This window comes from Patulibacter sp. SYSU D01012, assembly GCF_017916475.1.
Taxonomy (GTDB): domain Bacteria; phylum Actinomycetota; class Thermoleophilia; order Solirubrobacterales; family Solirubrobacteraceae; genus Patulibacter.
In genome coordinates this window covers 679,073-702,617 of the sequence record NZ_JAFMTB010000001.1, presented here as the reverse complement: position 1 = coordinate 702,617, position 23,545 = coordinate 679,073, and the positions used below count along the sequence as shown (strand labels likewise).

The following is a 23,545-nucleotide window of genomic DNA, read 5'->3' as shown; positions in this document are numbered from 1 at the left end:
GGGCCTGCCGTCCGGGCCCTACCCTGACGGCCATGCGCGCCCCGACCCTCGCGCCCGGTCTCGCCGGGCTCCTCGCCGCCACGGCGCTCCTCGTGACCGTGCCCGCGACCGCCGGGGCCGCCGGACCCGCGCCCGTGTCGCCGGTCCCGGCGACTTCCGGCCCGGCGGTTCCCGGCGACCGTGCTGGCGACGGCCTGCCCGACCTCGGCGATCCGCCCGACGCCGCTCCCGCGCCGCCGACGGTCGACGCGACCGCGCCGACCGCGTCGATCGTGCTCGGGCGCCGGTCGTCGTCCGCGCCGCCGCGCAGCATCACGGTCCGGATGGCCGACCCGGAGACGCGGCTGTGGCTGGCGGCCGTGGACGTGCGCCGGACGGTGCGCGTCCGGGGCCGTGCCCGGACGGAGACGTTCGACGGTCGCCGCTGGCGGGGCGGCCACCCCCGGACGATCGACCGCTCCCGGACGGTCCGCGGCCGCGCCCGGGCGACGATCCGCGTGCCGCTGACGGGGCTGCGCCCCGGCGCCTACGTGGTCCGTGCCGCCGTCGCCAACGGCGCACGGGCGATGTCCACCCGCGTGGCGCGGTTCCGCGTCCGTTGAGCGTCCGCGCAGCGCGTCGGGGTCGCCGCCGGCGTCCCGGTCGAGGCCCGCTCCGCGCCGCGGTGGCGCGCTGGTCGGCTCTCGGCCGCTAGGGTCGCTCGTCGGCGCACCGCGCCGCGACCGTTCCGCCCGGCCCCCTCGCGGCGACGGTCCGCCCCGTGGTCTTCAGCTCACCGACGTTCCTCTTCCTCTTCCTGCCGGCGGTCCTGCTGGCGACGTGGGCCGCCCCCGTGCGGCTGCGACGGTTCGTCCTGCTGGCGGCCAGCGTGCTGTTCTACGCCTGGGGCGTCCAGGAGTTCGTCCTCGTCATCCTGGCGTCGACGCTCGTGGACTGGGCGCTGGCGCGCGGGATGGCCGTCCTGCGGGCGCGGGGCCGGACCCGGGCGGCGCGCGGGCTGCTGCTGCTCGGCCTGGCGCAAAACCTGGGCCTGCTGGCGTGGTTCAAGTACGCCGGGTTCCTGTCCGAGCAGGTCGCGCGCCTGGTCGACGTGCTCGGCCTGGGCAGCCCCGGGACGCTGCAGATCCTGCTGCCGATCGGCATCTCGTTCTTCACGTTCGAGAAGGTCAGCTACCTCGTCGACGTGTGGCGCGGCGACGTGGAGGCGCGCCGCGACCCGATCGACCTGCTGCTGTTCGTGTCGCTCTTCCCGCGCTCGATCGCCGGGCCGATCGTCCGCCTGCGCGAGATCCAGCACGACCTGCGCGAGCCGCGGCCGCGGATCGACATGGTCCAGGGCGGCGCGATCCGCTTCGCCCACGGCCTGGCGAAGAAGGTGCTGATCGCCGACCAGATCTCGCCCGTCGCCGACGCCGCGTTCGCCGCCGCGGCCGACGGCACGCTGACGACGTCGTCCGCGTGGCTCGGCGCCGTCGCCTACTCGCTGCAGCTGTACTTCGACTTCTCCGCCTACAGCGACATGGCGATCGGCATCGGCATGATGCTCGGCTTCCGCCTGCCCGAGAACTTCAACCGCCCGTACTCGTCGCTGTCGATCACCGACTTCTGGCGCCGCTGGCACATCACGCTGTCGCGCTGGTTCCGCGACTACGTGTACATCCCGCTCGGCGGCAGCCGCGGCGGACCGGCGGCCACGCAGCGCAACCTGCTGATCGTCTTCGTCCTGACCGGCATCTGGCACGGCGCCGGGTGGGCGTTCCTGCTGTGGGGCCTGTACCACGGCGCCTGGCTGATGATCGAGCGGCGCATGGGCTGGCGGCACGGCGTGGGCGACGCCGTCCGCCTGCCGTGGCTGCGGCGCGCCTCGGTGCTGCTGATCGTGCTGATCGGCTGGGTGTTGTTCCGCGCCGAGTCGCTCCACCTGGCCGCCCACTACTACCGGGTGATGCTCGTGCCCACCGGCGGGACCACCGCCACCGTCGACGTCGCGCTCGGGCACCAGACGCTCGCCGCGCTGCTCGTCGGCGCCTGCATCGTGCTGCTCCCGGGCCACCGCTCGGGCGGGCGGACGCTCGTCGAGGGCACCGGGCGCCGCGTCCTCGTCGCCCGCGTGGCCCTGCTGGCCGCCGTCCTGCCGATCGCGCTCGCCATGGCGTTCTCGAGCGACTACTCCCCCTTCCTGTACTTCCAGTTCTGATGCGCCGCGCGCTCCGCCTGCTCCCCGCCGCTTGGCTCGTGCTGCTGCTCCTGCTGCCCGTCGCGGGCTGGGCGCTGGGCGCCCGCCAGTCGAACCTGGAGAACCGACCGCCGACCCCGCTGCCCGACCTCAACCGCGGCACGCTGCAGCGCGAGGAGACGTTCGCGCAGCTCGACAAGGCGCTCGTCGACCGGCTGCCGCTGCGCCAGCACGCCATCGAGGCGCGCGGACGGCTGGCGGTCGACCTGTTCCACGACAGCCCCAACCAGGACGTCGTCATCGGCCGCGACGGGTGGCTGTACTACCGGCCCGAGCTGCAGGCCTGCACGCCCGACTTCCGCCCCGCGGCCGACCCGGCGGACGCGGCCGAGATCGTCGCCCGGACGCTCGTGGCGTCCGGCCGCCGCGCCGGCGTCCTCGTCGCCGGGTCGAAGATCTCGACCCACCCGCAGGACCTGCGCGGGCTCGACGACGAGGCCGTGCGCTGCGTGCAGCGCCTCGAGGCCCGGATCCACGACCGACTGCGTCGCACGCCCGGGGGCCTGGACGTCCAGGCCCCCCTGGAGACGCTCGAGCGGCGCGGCGAGCCGACGTTCCTGCGCAGCGACACGCACTGGAACGCCGCCGGCCGCGAGACGTTCGTCCGCGCGGTCCTGGACCGCATCCGGCCCGGCCTGGCGCGCGAGGTGGGCCTGGGCCGCGGCCCGCAGATCGACCGGCCCGGCGACCTGGGACCCTTCCTGGGCCTGGAGCGCACGGACCGCGACGCCACCGTCCGCACGCTGCGCACGCCGTCCCGCCCGTTCCCGGCCGGCGACGTGCTGCTCGTCGGCGACTCCCAGCTGGACCGGTCGATGCTCACCCAGGTCGGCACCGCCAGCATCCGCGACCGCGTGCTGCCCGGCCAGCCGGACTGCACCTGGCCGCAGGTCGACACCGGCACCTGCGACACGAAGATGCAGCGCGCCCGCACGATCGTCACCGAGATCGTCGGCCGCAACGTCCGCGACTTCGTGCACGTGTGCTGGCGGCCCGTCTCGCTGGTGGGTGGCGAGCTGCGCGGGGGGCGCGCGGCGGCGTGGGAGCGCACCGACGGCGCCCCGCAGGACCGGCGGGCCGTGACCCTCGGCGCCGACGGCCAGGCGCTCGCGCGCGTGCGGACGGCCGGTCCGGACGTGCGGGCCGTCCCGCGCCTGCTGCGCATCCCGCTGCGAACGCTCCCGGCCGCCCCGGCGGGCGCGCCGCCGTCGGTGGTCGGCATGGCGCAGGAGCCGCAGGCGGGCCCGGCGTCGCCGTGCGGCACCCCGGCGCAGACCGTCGAGGGCGGCTTCCTGTACCTGCCGGTCCCCGCGGGCCGCCGGGCCTCCGACCTGGTCGTCCGCCTGACCGGCCCCGCCGGCACCGTCGTCGGGCGGCCCGAGGAGCTGCTCCTCGACGGCCGCGCCCGCGTCGCGCGCTGACCGGCCCGCTACGGTGGCGCCCATGACGGGCGAGCGCGACCTGGACCGGCTGCTGACGACGATGGAGCCGGTGGCGCGGCCCGGCGTCTGGACGTTCACCACGCTGCCGCCCGGGGCGCCCGTGCCCGCCGGCCTGGACCCCGTCGTGACGGTCGCCGAGGCGGAGGGCACCACGCTCGTCGTGCCGCTCGACGCCGCGCGGGCCGCGGGCCTGCCGGCCGACTTCGCCGCCACGTGGATCACCCTGTCGGTCCACTCGGCGCTCGACGCCGTCGGCCTGACCGCCGAGGTCGCGCGGCGCCTGACCGCGGCGGGCATCTCGTGCAACGTCGTGGCGGGCTACTTCCACGACCACCTCTTCGTCCCGCGCGACCGCGCCGACGACGCGCTGCGGGCCCTCGCCGGCTGACGCGGGCCCCGCACGCGGCTCCGTGGTTCTCCGCGCCGCGCTGCCGCGAACCCCGGTCCCGACCCGGCGGGGTTCCCTCCCGGGCGCGCGGAGGGCCCCCGATGGCGCGGGTCGCCCCCGACCGTACCGTTGTGGATGCAACCGGATCCCCACTCCGGAAGGTCGCAACCACCATGAGCATCACCACCACCAACCTCGTCGCCGACCGCCCCACCGGCACCGTCGACCGCACCCCGCCGGCCCCGCCCGCGGAGCCCCGCGCCACCGCCCCCGCGCCGGTCGCGCCCGCCACCCCGCGGATCGCCCGCTACGCCGCCGGCGGGACCCGCATCGGCCTGGGCTTCCTCTTCCTGTGGGCCTTCGTCGACAAGCTCTTCGGCCTCGGCGCCGCCACCCCGTCCGGTCAGGGCTGGATCGACGGCGGCAACCCGACGCAGGGCTACCTGGCGAGCGCCACCGGGCCGTTCGCCGGCCTGTACCACTCCCTCGCGGGCAGCACGATCGTCACCGTGCTCTTCATGTTCGGCCTGCTCGCCGTCGGCACCGGCCTGATGCTCGGCATCGCCAGCCGCCTGGCCACGATCGGCGGCGTGCTCATGGTCCTGCTCATGTGGAGCTCGCACCTGTGGCCCGAGACGAACCCCTTCATGGACGAGCACCTGATCTACGCCGGCACCCTCCTCGTGCTCGTCGCCATCGGCGCCGACCGCACCCTGGGCCTGGGCGACCGCTGGCGCGGCACGGCGCTCGTGCAGCGGTTCCCCTGGCTCGGCTGAGCCCGCCCCGCCGCTCCGTCCCGACGCCCGCGCCGCCCCCGGCGCGGGCGTCGCCGCGTGCGGGGTCAGCCCGTCGGGGCGCCCCACCAGCCGGGGAACGCCTCCGGGGCGGCGGGCGGCTCGTCCTGCCACGGCCGCGCCAGGGCGTCCTCGGCGCGGACGAAGCGGTCGTGCTCGGCCGGCGCGACCGTCGCGTGCGGGAAGTCGACCGGTCCCGGGGCCAGCTCGAGGTGGCGCACCCACGCCGAGCCGTGCGCGTCCCGGATCGCGTCCCGCTGCTCGTCGAGCTGCGCGGCCGGGATGAGCGGGTCCGTCGTCGCGCGGGCCAGCAGCACCCGCGCCCGGATCTCGGCCGCCCGGCGCACCGGCGACACCGCCAGCCAGCGGTCGCCGAACGCGCCGCGCCAGACCGCCGCCAGGTCGCGCGGCGGCTGCGCCGTCTGCGCCCCCGTGGCGGGATCGCGCACGGTCTCGCGCCCCAGTGACACCGGGTCCGTCGGCGGCGCCATCGCGACGACGCCGCGCACGGAGTCGGGGCGCAGCACCGCCAGCATCAGCGCCAGGTGGGCGCCCGCGGACGCCCCCACGGCGACGATCGGCGCGTCCGGCCCGATGCGCGCGCGGATCAGGTCGTGCAGCGCGAGGACGTCGTCCAGGCTCTGCCCGCACGGCCGGTAGTCGACGTTCGCCGTCGCCCAGCCCCGGGCCAGCCAGCGCGCCGCGTCGGGCCGCATCGCGGCCAGCTGCTTCGTGCCGACGCCCACCCAGCCGCCGCCGTGGATCACGAGCGCCACGCCGCGCGGCCGGCCCGCCGGCGCCTGCAGCTCGTAGGGCGCGGCGGTCGGCCCCAGCGCGGTCGTCGACGCGCCGGGCGGCGCCGCGTACGCCGGGTCGTCGAGCTGGCTGGGCACGCAGGGGGCCGCCGGCACGGCGTCGGCGTACTCGCCGCCCGCCGGCGCCTGCTCCCCGCCGCCGCAGCCGGCGAGCGCCAGGCACGCCGCCGCCAGCGCGACGCGGCGCCACGCGGCGGCGCCCACGGCTCAGGCCCGGGCGGCCCGCGCGGCGTCCTGCCGGGCCTCGCGCTCGGCGGTGCCCGGCGCGTTCCACGCCGCCCACGCGCCGTCGACCATCGCGTCCAGGTCCAGGTCGGGCTTCCAGCCGAAGTCGCGTTCGATCAGCCGCGCCGAGCCGACGATGCGCGCCGGGTCGCCGCCGCGCCGCGGCACGACGTCGTAGCCGAGCGCCTCCTCGCCGACGGCCCGCAGGATGGTCTCGACGATCTGCCGCACCGAGACGCCCTCGCCGCGGCCGACGTTGTACGCCGGCGCCAGCTCGCGCCCCTCCTCCAGCAGCACGGCGGCGCGCAGGTGCGCCTCCGCCAGGTCGCTGACGTGCACGTAGTCCCGGATGCAGGTGCCGTCCGGCGTGGGGTAGTCGTCGCCGAAGACCTTGGGGCGCTCGCCGCGGGCCAGGGCGCGGAAGACGAGGGGGAAGAGGTTGTACGGGCTGTGGTCGACGAGGTGCTCGGAGCCCGACCCGACGACGTTGAAGTAGCGCAGCGAGGTGTGGCGCAGCGCCGGGCGGGCGCGCGCCTGGTCGCGGATGAGCCACTCCCCGACGAGCTTGGACTCGCCGTACGGGCTCTCGGGGCGCTGCGGGGCGTCCTCGGTCACGACCTCGCCCTCCATCGTCCCGTAGGTGGCCGAGCTCGAGGAGAAGACGAGCCGGTCGATCTCGCGCGCCGCCATCGCCTCGAGCAGCACCCGCGTGCCCTCGACGTTCGCGCGGTAGAAGTCGAGCGGCACGTGGACGGACTCGCCCGCGTACTTCAGGCCGGCCAGGTGGACCACGCCGTCGACGGGCTGGGCGTCGAGCGCCGCGGCCACGGCGGCGGGGTCCTCCACCCGGCCCTCGTGCACGACGACGCCGTCCGGGACGAACTCCGCGAAGCCGGACGAGAGGTCGTCCAGCACGACGACCTCGCGGCCGGCGCCGCGGAACGCCTCGACGATGTGGGAGCCGATGTACCCGGCACCGCCGGTGAGGAGCCACGCCATGCCCGGGAGTCTAGGCGGCGACCCTGGAGGCGGACTGAGCGCCGCCGTCCGTCGCGCGGGCGTACGCGGCGGCCAGCCGCTCCGCGACGGTCGCCGGGTCGGTCAGCCGCGCCGCGCGCTCGCGGCCGCGGGCGCCGGCGGCGGCGTCGCCCGCCAGGCGGGTCCACGCGTCGGCGAGCGCGTCGGCGTCGCCGGGCGGCACCCGCGCCTCGTCCGGCACCAGCTCGCGGAGGGCGCCCACGTCGCTCGCCACCACCGGCAGGCCGCGCAGCAGGGACTCGGCGGCGGCCAGGCCGAAGGTCTCGTGCGCCAGCGACGGCACGAGCTCGACCGCCGCGCGGGCCCGCAGCGCGTCGAGGCCCGCGGGATCGAGGCGGCCGGCGAAGGAGACGTGCGGCAGGTCGGCGGCCGCGGCCCGCAGCGCGTCCTCGAGCGGTCCGGTGTTCGCGACGACGAGCGGCCGGCCCGTGCGCCGGGCCGCGTCGATCGCCACGTCCGCGCCCTTCTCCGCCGCCAGCCGACCCGCCACGACCGCCGGACCCGCGGGATCGGGGACGATCGGCGTGCCGGCCGCGACGGGGTGCGGCACGACGTGGACGCGGCCGTCCGGCAGCGGGGCGCCGAGCGCGCGGAGCCGCTCCAGCGCCGCGGCGCTCGGCACCACGACGACGTCGCACGCGGCGATCAGCGCTCGCTGCTGCAGGCTGATCCCGCCGGCGTACGCCAGCGCCTCGGGCACGCTGCCGCGGCAGCGGTGCCGCACGCCCGGCCGGGTGTCCCGCCCGTGGCACAGCGTGCAGTCGTGCCCGTCGCGCACGCACGTGGCGACGGAGCAGACCAGGCGGTAGTTGTGCAGCTGCAGGACGACCCGCGCCCCGGCGGCGCGCGCCGCCCGCAGCGCGCGCACGCCCAGGGTGGGGTGCAGGTTGTGCGCGTGGACGATCCGGGCCCCGTGCGACCGGACGGCCCGGCCGACCTCGTCCGGGTCCAGGCCGCCGCGCAGCAGCCCCGCCGCCGCGCGCGCCGCCCCCACGCCCGCGGAGTCGCGCTCGAGGAGCGCCGTCGGCTCGCCCAGCCGCTCCTCCGTCAGCGCGCGCAGGGCCGCGACGGCGCGCTCCTCCCCGCCGACGGTCCGGTAGCGGTGGTGCAGGTGCAGGATCACCGCGTGTACCGGCTGACGATCGTGTGGTCCTTCGCCGGCCCGACGACGCGCCAGGCGACGACGAGGCGGCCCTCGCCCTCGGCCCGGATCTCGCCGGCGTAGTGGTCCTCGCCGCACGGGTGGTCGACCCGGCAGGCGCCCGTGGCCAGGTCGAGCGGGTGGAAGTACCGGCCGTCGTCGAAGCGCACGACCCAGCCGTCGGCCTCGGGCCGCACGAGCGTCGTGCGGGTGCCGGCGCCGACGAAGCCGCCCAGGCGCATCGTGCCGCGCTCGGCCCAGACCAGGCCGCCGTCGCCGTCGGGCGTGAGCGTGGCGACGCCCTCGAGCGTGCCGTCCTGCCCGGACCGGTGGTCGTGGATGTCGCGGTCGATCGCCCACGTCCCGGCGAGGAACGCGCGCGGGTCGCGGACCGGGACGAGGGACGGCGCGGGCATGCCGGAAGGGTACGGCGCGGCGCCCGTTCGCCCGTCGCGGCGGGCGGCCCGGTCCGCGGCGTCCTCTAGCCTCCGCGCCGTGCCGAGCCCGAGCGTCGCCGTCGCCATCCCGACCACGGGACGGCCCGCGTACCTCGACCACGCGCTCGCGTCCGTGATGCCGCAGGCCCGCGAGCTGGGCGCCGAGGTGCTCGTCGTCGACGACGGCCCGTCGGCCGGGACGCGCGCGGTCGCGGCCCGCCACGGCGCGCGCTGCGTCACCCACCCGCGGCGCCGCGGCCTGAACGCGTCGCGCAACGCCGCGATCGCCGCGACGGACGCCGACCTGGTCTGCTTCCTCGACGACGACGTCGAGGTCGTCCCGGGCTGGCTGCACGCGCTGCAGGCGGCGGCGGCCGCGCACCCCGACGCGGACGCGCTCGGCGGGCCCGTGCGGGTGCGCCTGGAGGGCCGGCCGCCCGCGCCGGGCGACGCGCGGCTGCCGCCGATCAGCGCGCTCGTCCGCGAGCCCGACGAGGACGGCCCCATCGACCGGCTGTGGGGCGCCAACCTGGCGGTGCGGCGCAGCGCGGTCGCGCGCTTCGGCCCCTTCGACCCCTCCCACACGATGCCGAGCGGCGACGAGGAGGAGTGGCTGCGCGCCGTGCTCGCGGGCGGCGGCCACGTGCGGTACGTCGCCGCCGCGGGCGTCTGGCACCGCCGCGCCGGCCGCGACGCGACCACGCGCGCGCTGTCGCGGGCGCAGTGGCACCGCGGCCACGCCGCACGGCAGGCCGACCTGCGCGCGGGCCGGGCGCCGGGCGCGGCGCGCGAGGCCGTGGCGGTCGCCCGCAACGTCGCGGGGCTGCTGCGCCACCGCGACCCGGCGCACCGCTGGACGACCGCCCACGCCGCCGGCCGGCTGCACGAGGCGCTGACCGGCTACGCGCCGGCCGGCCCCGCGACGCCGGGGCAGGACGACTTCCTCGCCGGCACGAGCGGCCACGTCGCCGGCCGCCGCGCCCACGTGCTGCGGGCCCACGACGCCCTGCTCGACGCGCGCGTCCGCCGGTCCGGCGTCCTGGAGCGCCTGGACGCGCTCGCCGCCGCCACGCCGCGCCAGCACGTGCGCGTGGTGATCGCCGCCCGGCCGCAGCACGCGGCCACGGTCGACGCGCTGCGCGGCCCGCTCTCGTCCCTCCGCCACGCCGTCGACCTGCGCGCCGAGGACCCCGCCGGGCGCCCGCGGTTCGCCGTGATCGAGGACGCCGCCCTCGACGCCGACGGCCGACTGGACGCCGACTGGCTGCTCGTCGTCGACGACGACGTGGCGCTCGACGACGGCTTCCTCGACCGCTTCCTGGCGCTCGCCGTGGCGGCCGAGCTGGACCTGGCGCAGCCGGCGCACCGCCGCCACGGGCACGCGGCGTGGCCCGTCACGCGGCGCGATCCCGGCAGCGCGTGGCGGCAGACGACGTTCGTCGAGATCGGCCCGGTCACGTTGCTCTCGCGCCGTGCCGCCGACGTGCTGCTGCCGTTCCCCGCCGACGCCGGGATGGGGTGGGGCCTGGACGCCCACTGGGCCGCCGTGGCCGCCGAGCGCGGCTGGCGGCTGGGGATCGTCGACGCCCTGCCCGTCGCGCACCTGGACGCGCCCGCCGGCACCGCCTACGACCGCGGGGACGCCGTCGCCGCCGCCCGGGCGCTGCTCGCGGAGCGCCCGTACCTGCCGCGCTGGGAGATCCGCACCGTCGCGCGCCACGACGACGTGCCCGCACCCCCGCGCTGAGCGCGGGCGGCGGCGCCCCGTCCCCGGCCCCGTCCGGGGAACCGACGGCGGGCGTGGCATAGGCTGCGGGGACGTGTCCTCGACCCCCGCCACGGCCGCCCCGCCCGCGCCGCCCGCCGTGCCCGACCGTCCGCTGCGCGTCTGCGTCGTCGCCGAGTTCTACCCGCGCGCGGACGACCCCGTCCTGGGCGTGTGGGCGCACCAGCAGGCGCTGGCGGCCCGCGACGCCGGCGCCGAGGTGCACGTGCTCGTGCTGCACCGGCCCGTGCCGCCGCGCGCCACGCGCCCGCGCGACGTGCTCGCCACGCTGCGGCGGATGCGCGCGCAGCCGCGCCACGCCGTCCTCGACGGCATCCCGGTCACGTACGTGCGCTTCCACAGCCCCGGTCGCGGGCGGACGTACGGGTCCTGGGGCCGGTGGGCCGCGCGGCCGCTGGCCCGCGCGCTGCGCCGGCTGCGCCGGACCTTCCCCTACGACGTCGTCCACGCGCACAACGCCGTGCCGGCGGGCGACGCGGTGCGGCGCGCCGGCCGCCGCGCGACGGGCGGCGCGCCGCTGCTCGTCTCCGTCCACGGCGGCGACGTGTACTACACCGCGCCGCGGTCCCGGCAGGGCGAGGCCGCGGTGCGGGCGACCTTCGCCGCCGCGACGGGCGTGCTCGCCAACAGCTCCGGCACGGCCGACCGCTGCGCGGCGCTCGGGGCCACGCGCGTGCGGGTGGTGCGCCTGGGCACCGACCTGCCGCCCGCCGACGACCTGCTGCGCTGGCACGAGGAGCGCGTGTGGCGGGCGCCGACGGACGAGGACGCGCCGGTGCGCCGGCGCGCACGGGGCCGCTGGGGGTCGGGGCAGCTGCTGAGCGCGCCGCCGGCGACGGAGCCCGCGCCGACGCTCGTCACCGTCGCGCACGTCGTGCCGCGCAAGCGCCACGCCGACGTCCTGCGCGCCCTGTGGCTGCTCCGCGACCGGCACCCCTGCGCCAGGTACCGGATCATCGGCGACGGCCCGGAGCGGCCGGCGCTCGAGCGGCTGGCGAACGAGCTGGGCCTGACCGATCGCGTGGAGTGGCGCGGCCAGCTGCCCCACGCGCAGGCGCTCGAGGCCGCGCGCGAAGCCGACGTCTTCGTCATGCCGTCCGTCGACGAGGCGTTCGGCGTGGCGTACGTCGAGGCGATGGCGGCCGCGATGCCCGTCGTGGCGGCGCTCGGCGAGCCGGGCCCGCACGAGATCGCCGACGCCGGCGAGGGCATCGTGCTGGTGCCGCCGGGCGACGTCGGCGCGCTCGCCGACGCGCTGGACCGCCTCCTGCGCGATCCCGGCCACCGGCGGACGCTGGGCCGCGCCGCCCGCCGCACCGTGGAGGACGCCTTCACGTGGTCCCGCTGCGGCCGCCAGACCGTCCGCGCGTACCGCGCGGCCCTCCCGGCGGGGCCGTCCGCCGGGGGCGCCGCGCCGCCTCCGGCAGGGGCCGCCGCCCCGGAGCCGCGATGATGTCGCCCGTGCCGTCCCGCACCCGGCCGATCCTGCTCGTCACCTCGCGCGTCCCGCCCGAGCGCGTGGGCGCGCTGCGCGCGCTCGCCGAGATCGCGCCGGTCGAGGTGGCGGTCTTCGAGGGCCGCGACCACCACTTCACCCGGTCCGTCGACGACCCGGGTGTGCCCGTCCACCGCGTCGAGCAGCGGCAGATCCTGCGCCTGGCCGCCCAGCGGGACCGCTGGCGCGCCGTCGTGGCCGGCACCGCCGGCCGCATCGCGCTGCCGTCCGCGTGGCGCGGCGCCCGGATGGGCGGCACCCCGTTCGTGCTGTGGAGCGCGCTGTGGCACGAGCCGCGCACGCCCGCCTTCGTCGCCGCCCGCCCGCTGCTGCGGCGCATCGTGCGCGACGCGGACGCCGTCGTCACGTACGGCCCGCACGTGTCGGCGCACGTCCGCGCGCTCGGCGCCCGCCGCGTCCACGACGCCCCGCAGGCCGTCGACCCCGCCGTGTGGGTCGACCCGCCCGCGCCGCCGCGGGATCCCGACGCGCCGTTCCGGATCACGTTCGTCGGCCGCGACGCCCCGGGCAAGGGCCTGGAGATCCTGCTCGTCGCCTGGCGGCAGACGAACCTGTACGAGGCCGTCGGCGCGCAGCTGACGCTGCTGGGCCCCGAGCCGGCGTCGGACGCCGGCCTGCCGGGCGCCCGCGCGCTCGGCCCCGTGCCCCCGGAGGACGTCCGGCACTGGCTCGACCGCTCCGACGTGCTCTGCGTGCCGTCCGAGCGGACGCCGTCGTTCGTCGAGCCGTGGGGCCTGGTCTGCAACGAGGCGCTGCACCGTGGCGTGCCGGTCGTCGCGACGGACGCGGTCGGCGCCGCGGCGGGCGGCCTGGTGCGGCACGAGCGCAACGGCCTGGTCGTCCCGGCGTCGCACCCGCTCGACCTGGCCCGGGCGCTCACGCGCCTGGCGGTCGCCCCCCACGAGGCGCGGACGCTGGGCGAGAACGGCCGGCGCGACGTGCGGGCGTTCACCTTCGCCGCCTGGGCCGCGGGGATGCTCGCCGCGGTGCGGGACGCCGAGTCGCCCGCGTAGACACCGCATCGATCGCCCCGCGCGGGGGTTGCTAGGTTGATCGGGCTGACCGCGGGGCCGTCGACCGCGGCGCGCTGCCCGCCTCCGCCACCTCGCACCCACGAAGGGGAGACCACGTGCGCAACCGCCTCAGCCTCATCCCGTTCCTCGTCGCCGCCGCCCTGGCGCCCGCCGTCGTGCCCGCCGCGGCCTCGGCCGACTACCGGGGCGTCTACAAGGAGTGCGGGTCCGGCACCCTGACGACGAAGTTCACGGCGAAGGAGCTGCAGCAGGCGCTGCAGAACCTCGAGGGCAACGACGCGGACTACTCCGACTGCGCCGACACGATCATCCGGGCGCAGAACGCTCTGGCGAAGGGCGGCACGAAGGACGGCGGCGGCACGACGGGCGGCACGGGCGGCGGGGGCACCGGCGGCGGCGCCGGCGGGTCCTCGGGCGGCGGGTCCGCCACCACCGGCGGCGGCGACACGACGACCGGCTCCGGCGGCGGGTCCTCCGCCGCGGGCACGACGACGGAGACGGCGCCCGAGCCGACGCTGAGCACGGCCGGCCAGGCGACGGACGCCGAGCGCGTCGCCGCGCGCGCCGCGGCCGACGCCGCCGCGAGCTCGAAGGAGGCGCTGCGCGACGCGCAGGTGCCCGCGGCCGCGTACGACCTGGGGTCGGGCCGCACCACGCTGCCCGTCCCGCTCCTGGTCACGCTGATCGCCTGCGTGGCGGCCGCGTGCATCGCCGGGGGCGCCACCGGATTCCAGGCGCTGCGCCGACGCCGTGGCCGCTGAGCCCGCCGCCCCCGCGGCTCCGCCCTCCCCCAGCTTCCCCCGGACCGTCCCCGCGGACGGTCCGGCCGCGCGCCGCCGCCGCGTGCCCGGCGTGCTGACCGGCGACGCCCCGTGGGTGCTGCTCGTCGCCGCGCTGCTGCTGTGGACGGTGACCGAGGCGAAGACCGGCAGCAACGTCTCCGCCACCACGCCGCCGCTGCTGGCCCTGACCGTCCTCTCCGGTCTGCTGTGCGTCGTCACCGCGCTCCTGGCGCGCCGCACCTCGCGGCCCTGGGGCGCCGGGACGCTGCTCGGCGCGGCCGCGCTCGTGCTCGTGACCGGGCTGTCGATCGGCTGGTCCGTCGCTCCCGACGGCTCGTGGTTCGAGACCAATCGCACGCTCGCGTACGTGGCCGTGATGGCCGGCGGCGCGGCGGCCGCCCGCCTGGCGCCGGGCCGCTGGCAGGCGCCGCTCGGCGGCGTGCTGCTCGGCACGACGGTGATCTGCGCCGTCGGTCTGGGGTCGAAGGTCTTCCCGACCGACGTGCCGCTCGAGCAGGTCTTCGCGCGCCTGCAGGCCCCGATCGGCTACTGGAACGGCGTCGGGGCGATCGCGACCTTCTGCCTGGTCCTCGCGCTGTGGCTCGGCACGCGCCGCGAGGGCTACCGGCCGCTCAACGCGACGGCGTACCCGATCGCCGCGCTCGCGGTGATCACGCTCCTCCAGACGTACTCGCGCGGCGCGCTGCTGGCCGCCGCCGTCGGGTCCCTCGTCTGGATCGTGCTGGCCCCGCGGCGCCTGCACAGCCTCCTCATCCTCGTCGTCGGCGTGCTCGGCGGCGGCTTCGTCGGCATCTGGGCGTTCGCGAAGGCCGACCTGTCGACCGACCGCGTCGTCTTCGCCGCGCGCGAGACCGCGGGCGCCGAGTTCGGCGTGCTGCTGCTCTCGGCGCTCGTCTTCCTGCTCGTCATCGGGCTCGTCGTCGAGTTCGCGACCGTCTTCGCCGGCTTCCGCACGGAGGAGCGCCGGCGCCTGGGCGTCGTGGTGGCGGTGGCCGTCGCGCTCGTCCCGCTCGCCGGCGTCGGCGTCCTGGCCACGAGCGAGCGCGGCCTGACGGGCTCGATCACCAACGCGTACAAGCAGCTGACCGACCCGACGGTCGCGCTCCCGTCGGGCGACCCGTCCCGCCTGACCGAGGCCAGCTCCGCCCGGTCGACGTACTGGCGGCAGGGCATCGACCTGTTCGAGCTGCAGCCCACCCACGGCGTCGGCGCCGGCGGCTTCGGGGCCGTGCAGTCGCGCATCCGCGGCGCGACGAACGGCCAGGTGGCCAAGCACGCCCACGGCTGGATCCCGCAGACGCTCGCCGACCTGGGCTGGATCGGCATGGCGGTGCAGCTGGCGCTGGCGCTCGCGTTCGTCGCGGCCGCCAGCCGTGCGCTCGGGCTGTGGGGGCCGCTGCGCGGCGGCTCCCGGACGGCCGAGCGCGACGGCGTCGCCGCGGCCGTCGGCGTCGTCGCCGCGTTCGCGGTCTCCTCGTTCGCGGACTGGACGTGGTTCCTGCCCGGCGTGACCGTCCCGGTGATGCTGCTGGCCGGGTGGGTCGTCGGCCGCGGCGCCGAGGCGGCGTTCGCGGGCGGCGGCCTGGGCGAGCGCCCGCCGCTGCGCCTGGCCTCGCCGCGCACGGCCGTGGCCGTCCTGGCGGCCGCGGTCACCGTCGCCGCCTGCGTGTCGATCACGCTGCCGTGGCGCTCGGAGCGCGCGCAGGACGCCGCCTTCGAGGCGCTCGGGGCGAACGACGTCGCGGCGGCGGAGCGCCACGCGCAGGACGCCCGCGACCTGGACCCCCTGTCGACGGACGCGCGGTACGTCCAGGCGAGCGTCCGCGTGCGCCGCGGCGACGTCGACGGCGCCCGCCGGCTGTACCGCGAGGCCATCGACCTGGAGCCCGCCGTCCCCACGACCTGGCAGCGGCTGGCCGAGTTCGAGCTCGACACCGCCGAGCGGCCGCTCGCCGCGCTGCAGGCCGTCGGCGTGGCGCTCAAGATGGCGCCGACCAGCCGCGACGCCAACCTGATCGCCATCACCGCCACCCGCCGCCTACAGCTCGAGCAGGCCAAGAAGGCCGGCGGCGAGCAGGCCGCCGCGGCCGCGGGCGGCACCGCCCCGGGCGCCGCCGGGGCCGCGAGCACGACGACCGCGCCCGCCGCCCCGTAGCGCCCCGCGACCAGCCTGCCCACCGGGGCGCCCCGGGGCACTAGCCTTCGGGTCGATGCCCTCCCTCCTGGTGGTGCACGCGGTCGACCGGCCCGGCGACGCCGAGCGCGCGCTGCTGCGCGCCGCGCCGGCGCTCGTCGACCGCGGCTGGCGGATCACCATGACCGGGCCGTCGGGCCGGCGCCCGCCCGAGGCGCCCGACGGCGTCGCCTGGCGCCGGTTGGGCGTCGGCGGCCCGCCCGGCGTGCGCGGGGCCGCGTCGGCGCCGCTGGCCTTCGCCGAGGCGCGGGCGCTGGCCGCCGAGCACGACGTCGTGCTCCTCGACGGCCCCGTCGCCGCCCGCCTGCTGCCCGCTCTGCGCGGCGCCGGGCTGGCCGCCGCGTCCGCGCTGGTGGGCGACCGCCTGCGCCGCCGCCCCGCCCCCGGTCGCCCGCCGCGCACCGTCCTGCGGATCGCCGAGACGCCGGCGCGCGCCCCGCGGGGCTGGGCCGCCGCCGACGCGCTCGTCGCCGACAGCGCCGCGACCGCGACCGCGGTCGGCCGGGCGGTCGGCCGCGACGTCCGGGCCGTCGGCCGGCCGGTGCTGCTCGAGCCGCCGCCCGTCGTCGCGCCGTGGGCCGCGGACGAGCGCCCCGTGGTGGGCTTCGTCGGCCCGCTCGAGCCGCGCACCGCGCCGCTCGACCTGGTCGCCGCCGCCGATCGCGTCCGCGACCAGGTGCCGCGCGCCCGGATCGTGTTCGTCGGCGAGCACGGCGGCAGCGCCACGCCGCGCCAGGCGCGGCTGCTGGCCCGCCGCGCGACCGCCGCAGGGCTGGACCGCTGGGCCGGGCCCGCCGACGCGCCCGGGCTGCTGCGGCACCTGGACGTCCTCGTCTGCCCGGCGCGGGCCGAGGCGTTCCCGACCCGCGCCGCGCAGGCGCAGGCGCTCGGCGTGCCGGTCGTGGCGACCGCGGTGGGCGGCCACCTCGACGTCGTCGACGACGGCACGACGGGCCGGCTCGTGCCGCCCGCCGATCCCGACTCGCTCGCGCACGGCATCGTGTGGGCGCTGCGGAACGGCCCGTTCCTCGTCGACGCGTGCCGTCGGTCCGGCCGCCGGTTCGCGGTGGACGCGGTGGCGGACCGCCTCCACGTCGTCCTGGACCCGGCGTCGGGCCGCGACAGCGCGCCCGCCGGGGCCGCCGCCGACGCGCCCGCCGCCGCCCACCCGGGGCGAGACGAGCCCCGGTGAGGGTGGCCGTCGACACGCGGGGCGCCGCCGACGTCCGCGGGGTCGCGCGGTACGTCCGGTGCCTCGTCGACGCGCTGCGCACGACCGCGGATCCGGACGACGAGATCGTCGAGGTGCGCGGCGCGACCCGGCGCGGCGACGCCGACGTCTTCCACAGCCCGTGGCTGGAGGGGGCGCTGCTGCGCGCCGGCCGCCACCGCGTCGTCACGCTCCACGACGTCGTCCCCCTCAAGCGCCGCCAGGACTACCTGCGCACCGGCGTCCGCTTCCGCCTGCGCTACCTCGCCATCCCGCACGTCGATCGCGTGATCGTGCCGACGGCCGCGGTGGCCCGCGACGTCGTGGAGCACCTGGGCGTGCGCGAGGAGCGCCTGCGGACCATCCACGAGGCCCCCGACCCCGTCTTCGGGCCCGCCCCGGACGAGGCCGTCGTGGCGCTGCGCCAGCGGCTGCGGCTGCCCGGCGACTTCCTGCTGTGGGTCGGCGGGATGCGGCGCCCGGACCCCCGCAAGCGGGTGCGCGAGCTGGCCGCGGCGCCCCGGACGCTGCCGCTCGTGCTCGTCGGCCCCGCGGGCGCCTGGACGGACGAGCTGCGCGCGCGGCCCGGCGTGCACGTGACCGGCGAGGTCTCCGACGACGACCTGGCGACGCTCTACAGCGCCGCGCACGCGCTCGTGCTGCCGTCGCAGGACGAGGGCTTCGGCCTGCCGGCGGTCGAGGCGCTGGCGTGCGGCTGCCCCGTCGCCTGCGCCGACCAGCCGGCCCTGCGCGAGGTGCTGGGCGTGCGTGCGGCGTTCGTCCCCCGCGACGACGTCGCCGCCCTGGTCCGCACCGCCGAGGGCCTGCGTCGCCCGGCGCCGCCCCCGCCGTCGTGGAGCTGGCAGGACGTCGGCCGGGCGACGTGGGCCGTGTACCGCGAGCTCGCGTAGCCCTTCCCGGCACGCCGTGCCGCCCGTAGGATCGCGCCATGACGCTGCCGGTCACCGCCGAGTACCCGCCGGAGCCGTGGCACCTCGGCGGCAGCATGCTGGCGACGCTGTGGCGGGTCGACGCCGGTGCCGTCGCGGCGGTGACGGGCGACGTCGTGCCGGCGGACGTGCGGCCGCTGCGGGTCGGCGGCGACGCCCTCGTCTTCACGGCGTTCGTGCGCTACGAGGCGGGCAGCGTGCTGACGTACGACGAGCTGCTGGTCGCGGTCGCGGGGCGCCGTGGGCTGGTGCCCGTCGCGTCGATCCCGCAGATCTGGGTCGACAGCCCGGCCTCGGTCGCGGGGGGCCGCGCGCTGTGGGGGATCCCGAAGGGCCTGGCGACGTTCGCCCAGACGTGGTCGGGGCCGATCACCGCGCGCGCCGCCGCGGACGGCGTCCCGCTGGCGAACGCGACGGCCCGCCAGGGCCCCCGGCTGCCGGGGTGGCGGCGCGTGCCGATGCCGACGGCGCAGCACCTGGACGGGGCGACGACGTTCGCCGAGGTGCAGGCGCTCGCGCGGATGCACCCCGCCCGCACGCGCTGGGAGTTCCCCGCGGTGGGGCCGCTCGCGTACCTGCGCGGCGCTCGGCAGCTCGGCAGCGCCGTGCTGCGCGACATGGCGATCCGCTTCGGCCCGTCGGTGCGGACCGTCGACCGCGGCTAGGCGGTCGGCTGGGGCTGCCCGCCCGCGGCGCCCTCGGCGGCGGCGCCGATCGTCGGCTCGGCCGCGGGCGGACGCAGGCCGAACGGCGGACGCGGCGGACGCGGCCGGCGGCCGGACGAGCGGTCGCGGCGCGCGGCGCGGCGACGGGCCTGCACCCAGCGCCGCCGGCGGCGGGCCGCGGGCAGCTCGCCGAGCACGTCCAGGTACCCGCGCAGCAGGAACGGCTCGACCGTCAGGGCCCGCGCGAGCGCCCCCGCCTCGTGCGCGAGCGCCCAGCCGAGGGACCGGGCCAGCCCCGCCGGCGTCTCGTTCTTCACCACCATCAGCAGGCGGTTGCGGAACTGCAGCCGCCGGTGCGCGCGGTCGGCGCGGGAGTCGCCGGAGTGGTCGAAGCGGCGGTGCCAGGCGACGGCGCGCGGCTCGTAGCGGGCGTCCCAGCCCAGCAGCTGCGCCCGCCACGCCAGGTCGGCGTCGGTCGCCCACAGGCCCATGTCCTCGTCCAGCACCTCCAGGCCCATCGCGCACTCGTCCAGGCACGCGCGGCGGTACAGGACGCAGGCGCCGTCGCCGCCGAACGCGGGGCCGGTGCGGGCGTAGCGCTCCAGCGGCTCGCCGTGGCCGACGAGCGTCGAGCGACGGCGGTGGTCGATCGTCAGGCCGGCGGCGTCGATCTCGTGCGTGCGGTGCTCGGGCGCCATCCCCGTCGCGCGCAGCAGCCGCGGGACGACGGAGCCCAGCGTCGGGCTGTCCAGGTGCGGGCGCAGCGCGTCGAGGAACCCCTCCGCCAGGACGCAGTCGGCGTTGCACCACAGGATCCAGTCCCCGCCGCAGGCGGCCAGGCCGGCGTTCATCGCGGCGGCGTAGCCGCGCCGGCGGGTCAGCCGTAGTCGGCGCGCGCCGAACTGCTCGCACAGCTCCGGCGTCGCGTCCGTGCACGCGTCGTCGATGACCACGACCTCGTCGGCGCCCTGCGCGCACGCGGCGGGGAGCGACCACCGCAGGAGCGGCGCCTCGTTGACGGAGAGGATGAGGATGGTGATGCGGCTCACGCGGGTCCACGCACGGTAGAGATCGACGGCCTCGCGGGCGGCGTGGCCGGCGCGCGCGGACACCCGCCCCGGGCCGCGTGCGGCGTCCCTGTACCCAGCACGGGCGCCGCTCCATCCTGACGGCTCGTCGCGCGCCCGTGCCGGGGACGAGGGCGCTCCGGACGTCCGGCGGCCCGGGCGCGGCGGGCGGCCCGCCGGCCCGGGGCCGCGCGCCCGGCCGCGGATCAGTCCGGCCGGCGGGCGTCGCGGCCGATGCGGCGCACGGGCACGCCCGCCGCCCGCCACGCCTCCACGTCGAGCACGCCGCGTCCGTCGACCACCCCGCGCACGCCCGGCAGGTCCTCGGGGCGCAGCGCGCGGTACGGCGCGTGGTCCGCCTGGACGACGGCGCCGTCGACGGGCCCGCCGTCCCACGGCTCCAGGCCGTGCGCCCGCAGCTCGTCGTCGGCGTAGAGCGGATCGGCGACGACCGGGACCGCGCCGGCGGCGGCGAGCGCGTCGCGCAGGGCGAAGACGCCCGAGAACGCGGTCTCCTTCACGCCGCCGCGGTACGCGGCGCCGAGCACGAGCACGCGCCGGCCGTCCAGGTCTCCGAGCAGGCCGGAGAGCAGCTCGACCGCGTAGGCCGGCATCGCCTCGTTGACCGCCCGCGCGGCGCGGGGCAGCGTCGCGTCGGGGTCGCCCTCCAGGTAGAAGCGCGGGTAGACCGGGATGCAGTGGCCGCCGACGGCGACGCCCGGGCGGTGGATGTGGCTGAACGGCTGGCTGTTGGCCGCGTCGATGACCGCGTCGACGTCCACGCCGATGACGTCGGCGTGGCGGGCGAGCTCGTTCGCGAACGCGATGTTCAGGTCGCGGTACGTCGTCTCGGCCAGCTTCGTCAGCTCGGCCGCCTCGGCGCCCGCCAGCTCGCGCACCTCGATCGCGTCGCCCGCCGGCCGCGGCGGGAACGCGCCGGCCTCGCCGGCCGCGGTCGCCTCGTCGCCGTGCAGCAGGCGGCGGTAGCGCTCGGCGGTGCGCGCCTCGCCGGTGCGGTCCAGGCCGCCGACGATCTTCGGGTACGTCTCCAGGTCACGGAAGATCCGGCCGCTGTAGACGCGCTCGGGGCTGTGCGCGGCGTGGAAGTCGACGCCCTCGCGCAGCCCGCTGGCCTGCTCGAGCAGCGGCGCGACCCGGCCCCGGGTGGAGCCGACGGGCAGGGTGGTCTCGACCACGACGCTCGGCGGGGTCCCGTCGGGGCCGACGGCGGAGCCCGTGGCGGCGTGCCGACGCCGCAGCCCCTCGCCGACGGCGCGCAGCGCGCCGTCGATCGCGTCCCACTGGGGGTGGGCGTGCGCGTCGACCAGGAGCGGCGGCACCACGAGGACCAGGTCCGCCCCGGCGGCCACCGCGGCGGCGGTGTCGGTGGTCGCGGTCAGGTGGCCGGGCACGGTCTCGCGCAGCGCGTCGGCCAGGCCGCCCTCGCCCGGGAACGGCTCCTCGCCGGCGTTCACCTGCTCGACCACGCGCGGGTCGATGTCGGCCCCGACCACCTCGTGGCCGCGGACCGCGGCGAACGCGGCCAGCGGCAGGCCGATCTTGCCCAGCGCGACGACGACGACCTTCATCGGATCTCCTCCGTGTCCGTGGCGCGCACCGGCAGCACGCGCACCGTCTCCTGCGACGCGGCGGCGCGCAGCACGGCGTCCGCCAGGTCGACCGCCGCGAGCCCCTCGTCCAGGGTGACCGCGCCGGGGTCCTCGTCCCCGCGCACGAGCGCGCAGAACGCCTCCAGCTCGACGAGCAGCGGCTCGCGGCGCGACAGCGCGTAGCGGGTGACGTCGCCCTCGCTGACGCCGCGCAGCGTGCGCGCGGCGTCCCACTCGCTCGTGACCTCGCCGTTGGCGTAGAACGTCAGGTCGGCGGTGAGGGTGTCGGCGACGAGCATCCCCCGCTCGCCGAGCACGCGGGTCTGGCGGACCTTCGTCGGCGACAGCCAGTCGACCATCGTCGTGAACGTCGTCCCGTCCTCGAGGCGGCCGACGACGTTGACCAGGTCCTCGTGCGGGCGGCCCATCCGGTGCTGCGTCTGCGCGGCGAGGGTCGTGACGCCCGAGCCGCCGAGCCAGCCGACCAGGTCGAGGTCGTGGGTGGCCAGGTCCTTCACCACGCCGACGTCGCGGATCCGCGCGGGGAACGGCCCCAGGCGCTCCGTCGCGACGTGGAAGACCTGCCCCAGCTGGCCGCCGAGCACGCGCCGACGCAGCTCGCGCAGCGCGGGGTTGCAGCGCTCGACGTGGCCGACGGCGCCGTGGACGCCGGCGGCGCGGACGGCGGCGATCAGCTCGCGGGCGACCGCGGGGCTCTCGGCGAGCGGCTTCTCGACGAGGACGTGCACGCCGCCGGCGACGAGGTCGAGCACCGCCGGAAGGTGCTCCTCGGTCGGGACGGCGACGATCGCGATCTCGGGCCGCTCGTCCGCCGGCCGGTCGAGCAGCCGGTGCACGGTGGGGAAGACGAGCGCCGGGTCGCCGACGGCGCCGTGGCGGTCGCCCTCGGGGTCGACGGCGCCGGCGAAGGTCGTCACGCCCGCCGTCTGCAGCAGGCGCGCGTGGTGGCGGCCCATCATCCCCAGGCCCACGACGGCGCCGCGCAGCGGGCGGACGGGCGGGGCGGCGGGGTCGTCGGCGGGGCTCACGCTCCAGAGCCTAGTCCTCGTCCGGCCCGGGGTACCCTGCGGCGATGGCCCGCCGCGCGCCCCGCCCCACGATGCACCCGTCGGCGGTCGCGGATCCGCTCGCCACCGCGGGCTCGGGGGCGATGATCGGCGCCGAGGCGCGGCTCGAGGCCGGCGTCCGCGTGGCGCCGTACGCGGTGATCGACGCCCGCTGCGTGCTCGGCGAGCGCGTCGTCGTCGGGCCGCACGCCGTCCTGCACCACGACGTCGTCGTCGGCGCCGGCGCCCAGATCGGCTCGCACGTCGTCGTCCACCCCGGCACGCACGTCGGCGCCGGCGCGGTCGTCGGCGACCACGCGGTCCTCGGCAAGCCGTCGCGGCTGCGCGTCGGCTCGGCCGCGGCGAGCGCCGAGCCGCCGGCGCCGCTGCGGCTGGGCGACGACGTGACGATCGGCGCGCACGCCGTGCTCAACGCCGGCGCCGTCGTCGGCGCGCGCACGATCGTCGGCGACCAGGCGTTCGTGCGCGAGCGCGCGACGATCGGCGAGGACACCGTGGTCGGGCGCGGCAGCACCGTGGACTGCGACGTCGCGGTCGGCGCGCGGGTCAGCATCCAGACGGACGTCTATGTCACCGCGCGCAGCGTCGTCGAGGACGACGTCTTCCTCGGCCCGGGCGTGACGACGACGAACGACGACCGGATGGGCCGCGTCGAGCAGACCGAGGACGGCGTGCCGCAGCCGCTCGCGCTGGCCGGCGCGACGATCCTGCGCGGCTCGCGCGTCGGCGGCCGGGCGGTGCTCGTGCCCGGTGTCACGGTCGGTCCCGACGCCTTCGTCGCCGCCGGCGCGGTCGTGACGAAGGACGTCGGCGAGGGGCGCCGCGTCATGGGCGTGCCCGCCCGCGACGCGGGCGCGGTGCCCGACGCCGACCGCCTGCGCTGACGTCCGGCGCCCGGGCCCGCCGCCCCGCGGCGGCGGACGGACCGCGTCGCCGACGGCCGCCTCGCCGCCCCCGCGCGTCGGCGACGGCGCCCAGCGCGCGCCGGGCGCCGTCGCCGACGCCGACACCGGCCCGCCGCCGCGCGAAACCGCGGCGACGCCGCCGTGAAACCGCCGTCCCCCATCGTGGCTCCCACGGCCGGACCCTTCCGTCCCCGGCCGGCC

General features: G+C 78.5%; 21 protein-coding genes. 14 read left to right on the top strand and 7 right to left on the bottom strand.

What is annotated here, in order from left to right; translation table 11 throughout:
- Nucleotides 1-32: 32 nt before the first annotated feature.
- The 5 genes from J3P29_RS03105 to J3P29_RS03085 all read left to right on the top strand — a co-directional run bounded on the left by J3P29_RS03105 (nt 33) and on the right by J3P29_RS03085 (nt 4,842).
- Nucleotides 33-602 (top strand): hypothetical protein, encoded by a 570-nt coding sequence (locus J3P29_RS03105; protein WP_210491570.1) that lies wholly within the window; start codon nt 33-35, stop codon nt 600-602.
- 158 nt (nt 603-760) lie between these two features.
- Nucleotides 761-2,197 carry an MBOAT family protein gene (locus J3P29_RS03100; protein WP_210491569.1) on the top strand — a complete coding sequence of 479 codons (1,437 nt, stop codon included), beginning with the start codon at nt 761-763 and terminating at the stop codon, nt 2,195-2,197.
- Nucleotides 2,197-3,657: a hypothetical protein gene (locus J3P29_RS03095; RefSeq protein WP_210491568.1), complete on the top strand. Its 1,461-nt coding sequence runs from the start codon at nt 2,197-2,199 to the stop codon at nt 3,655-3,657. The genes J3P29_RS03100 and J3P29_RS03095 overlap by 1 nt, the downstream gene beginning before the upstream one ends.
- 22 nt (nt 3,658-3,679) lie before the next feature.
- Nucleotides 3,680-4,066 (top strand): ACT domain-containing protein, encoded by a 387-nt coding sequence (locus J3P29_RS03090; RefSeq protein ID WP_210491567.1) that lies wholly within the window; start codon nt 3,680-3,682, stop codon nt 4,064-4,066.
- A gap of 173 nt (nt 4,067-4,239) precedes the next feature.
- Nucleotides 4,240-4,842 carry a hypothetical protein gene (locus J3P29_RS03085; RefSeq protein WP_210491566.1) on the top strand — a complete coding sequence of 201 codons (603 nt, stop codon included), beginning with the start codon at nt 4,240-4,242 and terminating at the stop codon, nt 4,840-4,842.
- A gap of 65 nt (nt 4,843-4,907) precedes the next feature.
- Here the strand turns inward: J3P29_RS03085 and J3P29_RS03080 are convergent, their stop codons facing one another.
- The 4 genes from J3P29_RS03080 to J3P29_RS03065 are packed head-to-tail and all read right to left on the bottom strand — an operon-like array spanning nt 4,908 to nt 8,495.
- Nucleotides 4,908-5,879 carry an alpha/beta hydrolase gene (locus tag J3P29_RS03080; RefSeq protein ID WP_210491565.1) on the bottom strand — a complete coding sequence of 324 codons (972 nt, stop codon included), beginning with the start codon at nt 5,877-5,879 and terminating at the stop codon, nt 4,908-4,910.
- Nucleotides 5,880-5,882: 3 nt separating this feature from the next.
- Complete coding sequence (gene galE / locus J3P29_RS03075; protein ID WP_210491564.1) at nt 5,883-6,899, bottom strand: UDP-glucose 4-epimerase GalE; 1,017 nt, start codon at nt 6,897-6,899, stop codon at nt 5,883-5,885.
- A 10-nt stretch (nt 6,900-6,909) separates the two neighbouring features.
- On the bottom strand, nt 6,910-8,061 hold the full coding sequence (locus tag J3P29_RS03070) for a glycosyltransferase family 4 protein (RefSeq protein WP_210491563.1): 1,152 nt from the start codon (nt 8,059-8,061) through the stop codon (nt 6,910-6,912).
- On the bottom strand, nt 8,058-8,495 hold the full coding sequence (locus J3P29_RS03065) for a DUF6314 family protein (protein ID WP_210491562.1): 438 nt from the start codon (nt 8,493-8,495) through the stop codon (nt 8,058-8,060). The genes J3P29_RS03070 and J3P29_RS03065 overlap by 4 nt, the downstream gene beginning before the upstream one ends.
- A 79-nt stretch (nt 8,496-8,574) precedes the next feature.
- Here J3P29_RS03065 and J3P29_RS03060 point away from each other — a divergent pair, with 79 nt between their 5' ends.
- From J3P29_RS03060 to J3P29_RS03025, 8 genes are all read left to right on the top strand, one after another.
- Entirely contained in the window at nt 8,575-10,263 is a 1,689-nt protein-coding gene (locus tag J3P29_RS03060) for a glycosyltransferase family A protein (protein ID WP_210491561.1), read from the top strand.
- 73 nt (nt 10,264-10,336) lie between these two features.
- Nucleotides 10,337-11,755 (top strand): glycosyltransferase, encoded by a 1,419-nt coding sequence (locus tag J3P29_RS03055; protein WP_349239757.1) that lies wholly within the window; start codon nt 10,337-10,339, stop codon nt 11,753-11,755.
- 8 nt (nt 11,756-11,763) lie between these two features.
- Entirely contained in the window at nt 11,764-12,831 is a 1,068-nt protein-coding gene (locus J3P29_RS03050) for a glycosyltransferase family 4 protein (protein ID WP_210491560.1), read from the top strand.
- Between the two features lie 116 nt (nt 12,832-12,947).
- Nucleotides 12,948-13,613: a hypothetical protein gene (locus J3P29_RS03045; protein WP_210491559.1), complete on the top strand. Its 666-nt coding sequence runs from the start codon at nt 12,948-12,950 to the stop codon at nt 13,611-13,613.
- The gene (locus tag J3P29_RS03040; RefSeq protein WP_210491558.1) at nt 13,603-15,810 is read left to right on the top strand and encodes an O-antigen ligase family protein; all 2,208 of its coding nucleotides are present in this window, start codon (nt 13,603-13,605) and stop codon (nt 15,808-15,810) included. Before J3P29_RS03045 ends, J3P29_RS03040 begins: the two co-directional genes overlap by 11 nt.
- A gap of 55 nt (nt 15,811-15,865) precedes the next feature.
- On the top strand, nt 15,866-17,041 hold the full coding sequence (locus tag J3P29_RS03035; protein WP_210491557.1) for a glycosyltransferase family 4 protein: 1,176 nt from the start codon (nt 15,866-15,868) through the stop codon (nt 17,039-17,041).
- On the top strand, nt 17,038-17,970 hold the full coding sequence (locus J3P29_RS20595; RefSeq protein ID WP_210491556.1) for a glycosyltransferase family 1 protein: 933 nt from the start codon (nt 17,038-17,040) through the stop codon (nt 17,968-17,970). Before J3P29_RS03035 ends, J3P29_RS20595 begins: the two co-directional genes overlap by 4 nt.
- 38 nt (nt 17,971-18,008) lie before the next feature.
- Nucleotides 18,009-18,674 carry an acetoacetate decarboxylase family protein gene (locus J3P29_RS03025; RefSeq protein WP_210491555.1) on the top strand — a complete coding sequence of 222 codons (666 nt, stop codon included), beginning with the start codon at nt 18,009-18,011 and terminating at the stop codon, nt 18,672-18,674.
- Here J3P29_RS03025 and J3P29_RS03020 read toward each other — a convergent pair.
- The 3 genes from J3P29_RS03020 to J3P29_RS03010 all read right to left on the bottom strand — a co-directional run bounded on the left by J3P29_RS03020 (nt 18,671) and on the right by J3P29_RS03010 (nt 22,400).
- Nucleotides 18,671-19,723, bottom strand: coding sequence for a glycosyltransferase (locus J3P29_RS03020; protein WP_210491554.1), 1,053 nt, complete (start codon nt 19,721-19,723; stop codon nt 18,671-18,673). The genes J3P29_RS03025 and J3P29_RS03020 overlap by 4 nt on opposite strands.
- Before the next feature lie 224 nt (nt 19,724-19,947).
- Nucleotides 19,948-21,330, bottom strand: a complete 1,383-nt coding sequence (locus tag J3P29_RS03015; RefSeq protein WP_210491553.1) for a nucleotide sugar dehydrogenase — start codon at nt 21,328-21,330, stop codon at nt 19,948-19,950.
- Entirely contained in the window at nt 21,327-22,400 is a 1,074-nt protein-coding gene (locus tag J3P29_RS03010) for a Gfo/Idh/MocA family oxidoreductase (protein ID WP_349239756.1), read from the bottom strand. The genes J3P29_RS03015 and J3P29_RS03010 overlap by 4 nt, the downstream gene beginning before the upstream one ends.
- 44 nt (nt 22,401-22,444) lie before the next feature.
- Here J3P29_RS03010 and J3P29_RS03005 point away from each other — a divergent pair, with 44 nt between their 5' ends.
- A complete protein-coding gene (locus J3P29_RS03005) occupies nt 22,445-23,323 on the top strand; it encodes an N-acetyltransferase (RefSeq protein ID WP_210491552.1) in 879 nt (292 codons plus the stop codon).
- Nucleotides 23,324-23,545 lie beyond the last annotated feature (222 nt).

Bases quoted from the DNA above. Each gene is read 5' to 3' on its own strand.
- galE (WP_210491564.1), bottom strand. From the start codon at position 6,899: ATGGCGTGGCTCCTCACCGGCGGTGCCGGGTACATCGGCTCCCACATC.
- J3P29_RS03095 (WP_210491568.1), top strand. From the start codon at position 2,197: ATGCGCCGCGCGCTCCGCCTGCTCCCCGCCGCTTGGCTCGTGCTGCTG.
- J3P29_RS03085 (WP_210491566.1), top strand. From the start codon at position 4,240: ATGAGCATCACCACCACCAACCTCGTCGCCGACCGCCCCACCGGCACC.
- J3P29_RS03025 (WP_210491555.1), top strand. From the start codon at position 18,009: ATGACGCTGCCGGTCACCGCCGAGTACCCGCCGGAGCCGTGGCACCTC.
- J3P29_RS03015 (WP_210491553.1), bottom strand. From the start codon at position 21,330: ATGAAGGTCGTCGTCGTCGCGCTGGGCAAGATCGGCCTGCCGCTGGCC.
- J3P29_RS03065 (WP_210491562.1), bottom strand. From the start codon at position 8,495: ATGCCCGCGCCGTCCCTCGTCCCGGTCCGCGACCCGCGCGCGTTCCTC.
- J3P29_RS03035 (WP_210491557.1), top strand. From the start codon at position 15,866: ATGCCCTCCCTCCTGGTGGTGCACGCGGTCGACCGGCCCGGCGACGCC.
- J3P29_RS03090 (WP_210491567.1), top strand. From the start codon at position 3,680: ATGACGGGCGAGCGCGACCTGGACCGGCTGCTGACGACGATGGAGCCG.
- J3P29_RS03005 (WP_210491552.1), top strand. From the start codon at position 22,445: ATGGCCCGCCGCGCGCCCCGCCCCACGATGCACCCGTCGGCGGTCGCG.
- J3P29_RS03105 (WP_210491570.1), top strand. From the start codon at position 33: ATGCGCGCCCCGACCCTCGCGCCCGGTCTCGCCGGGCTCCTCGCCGCC.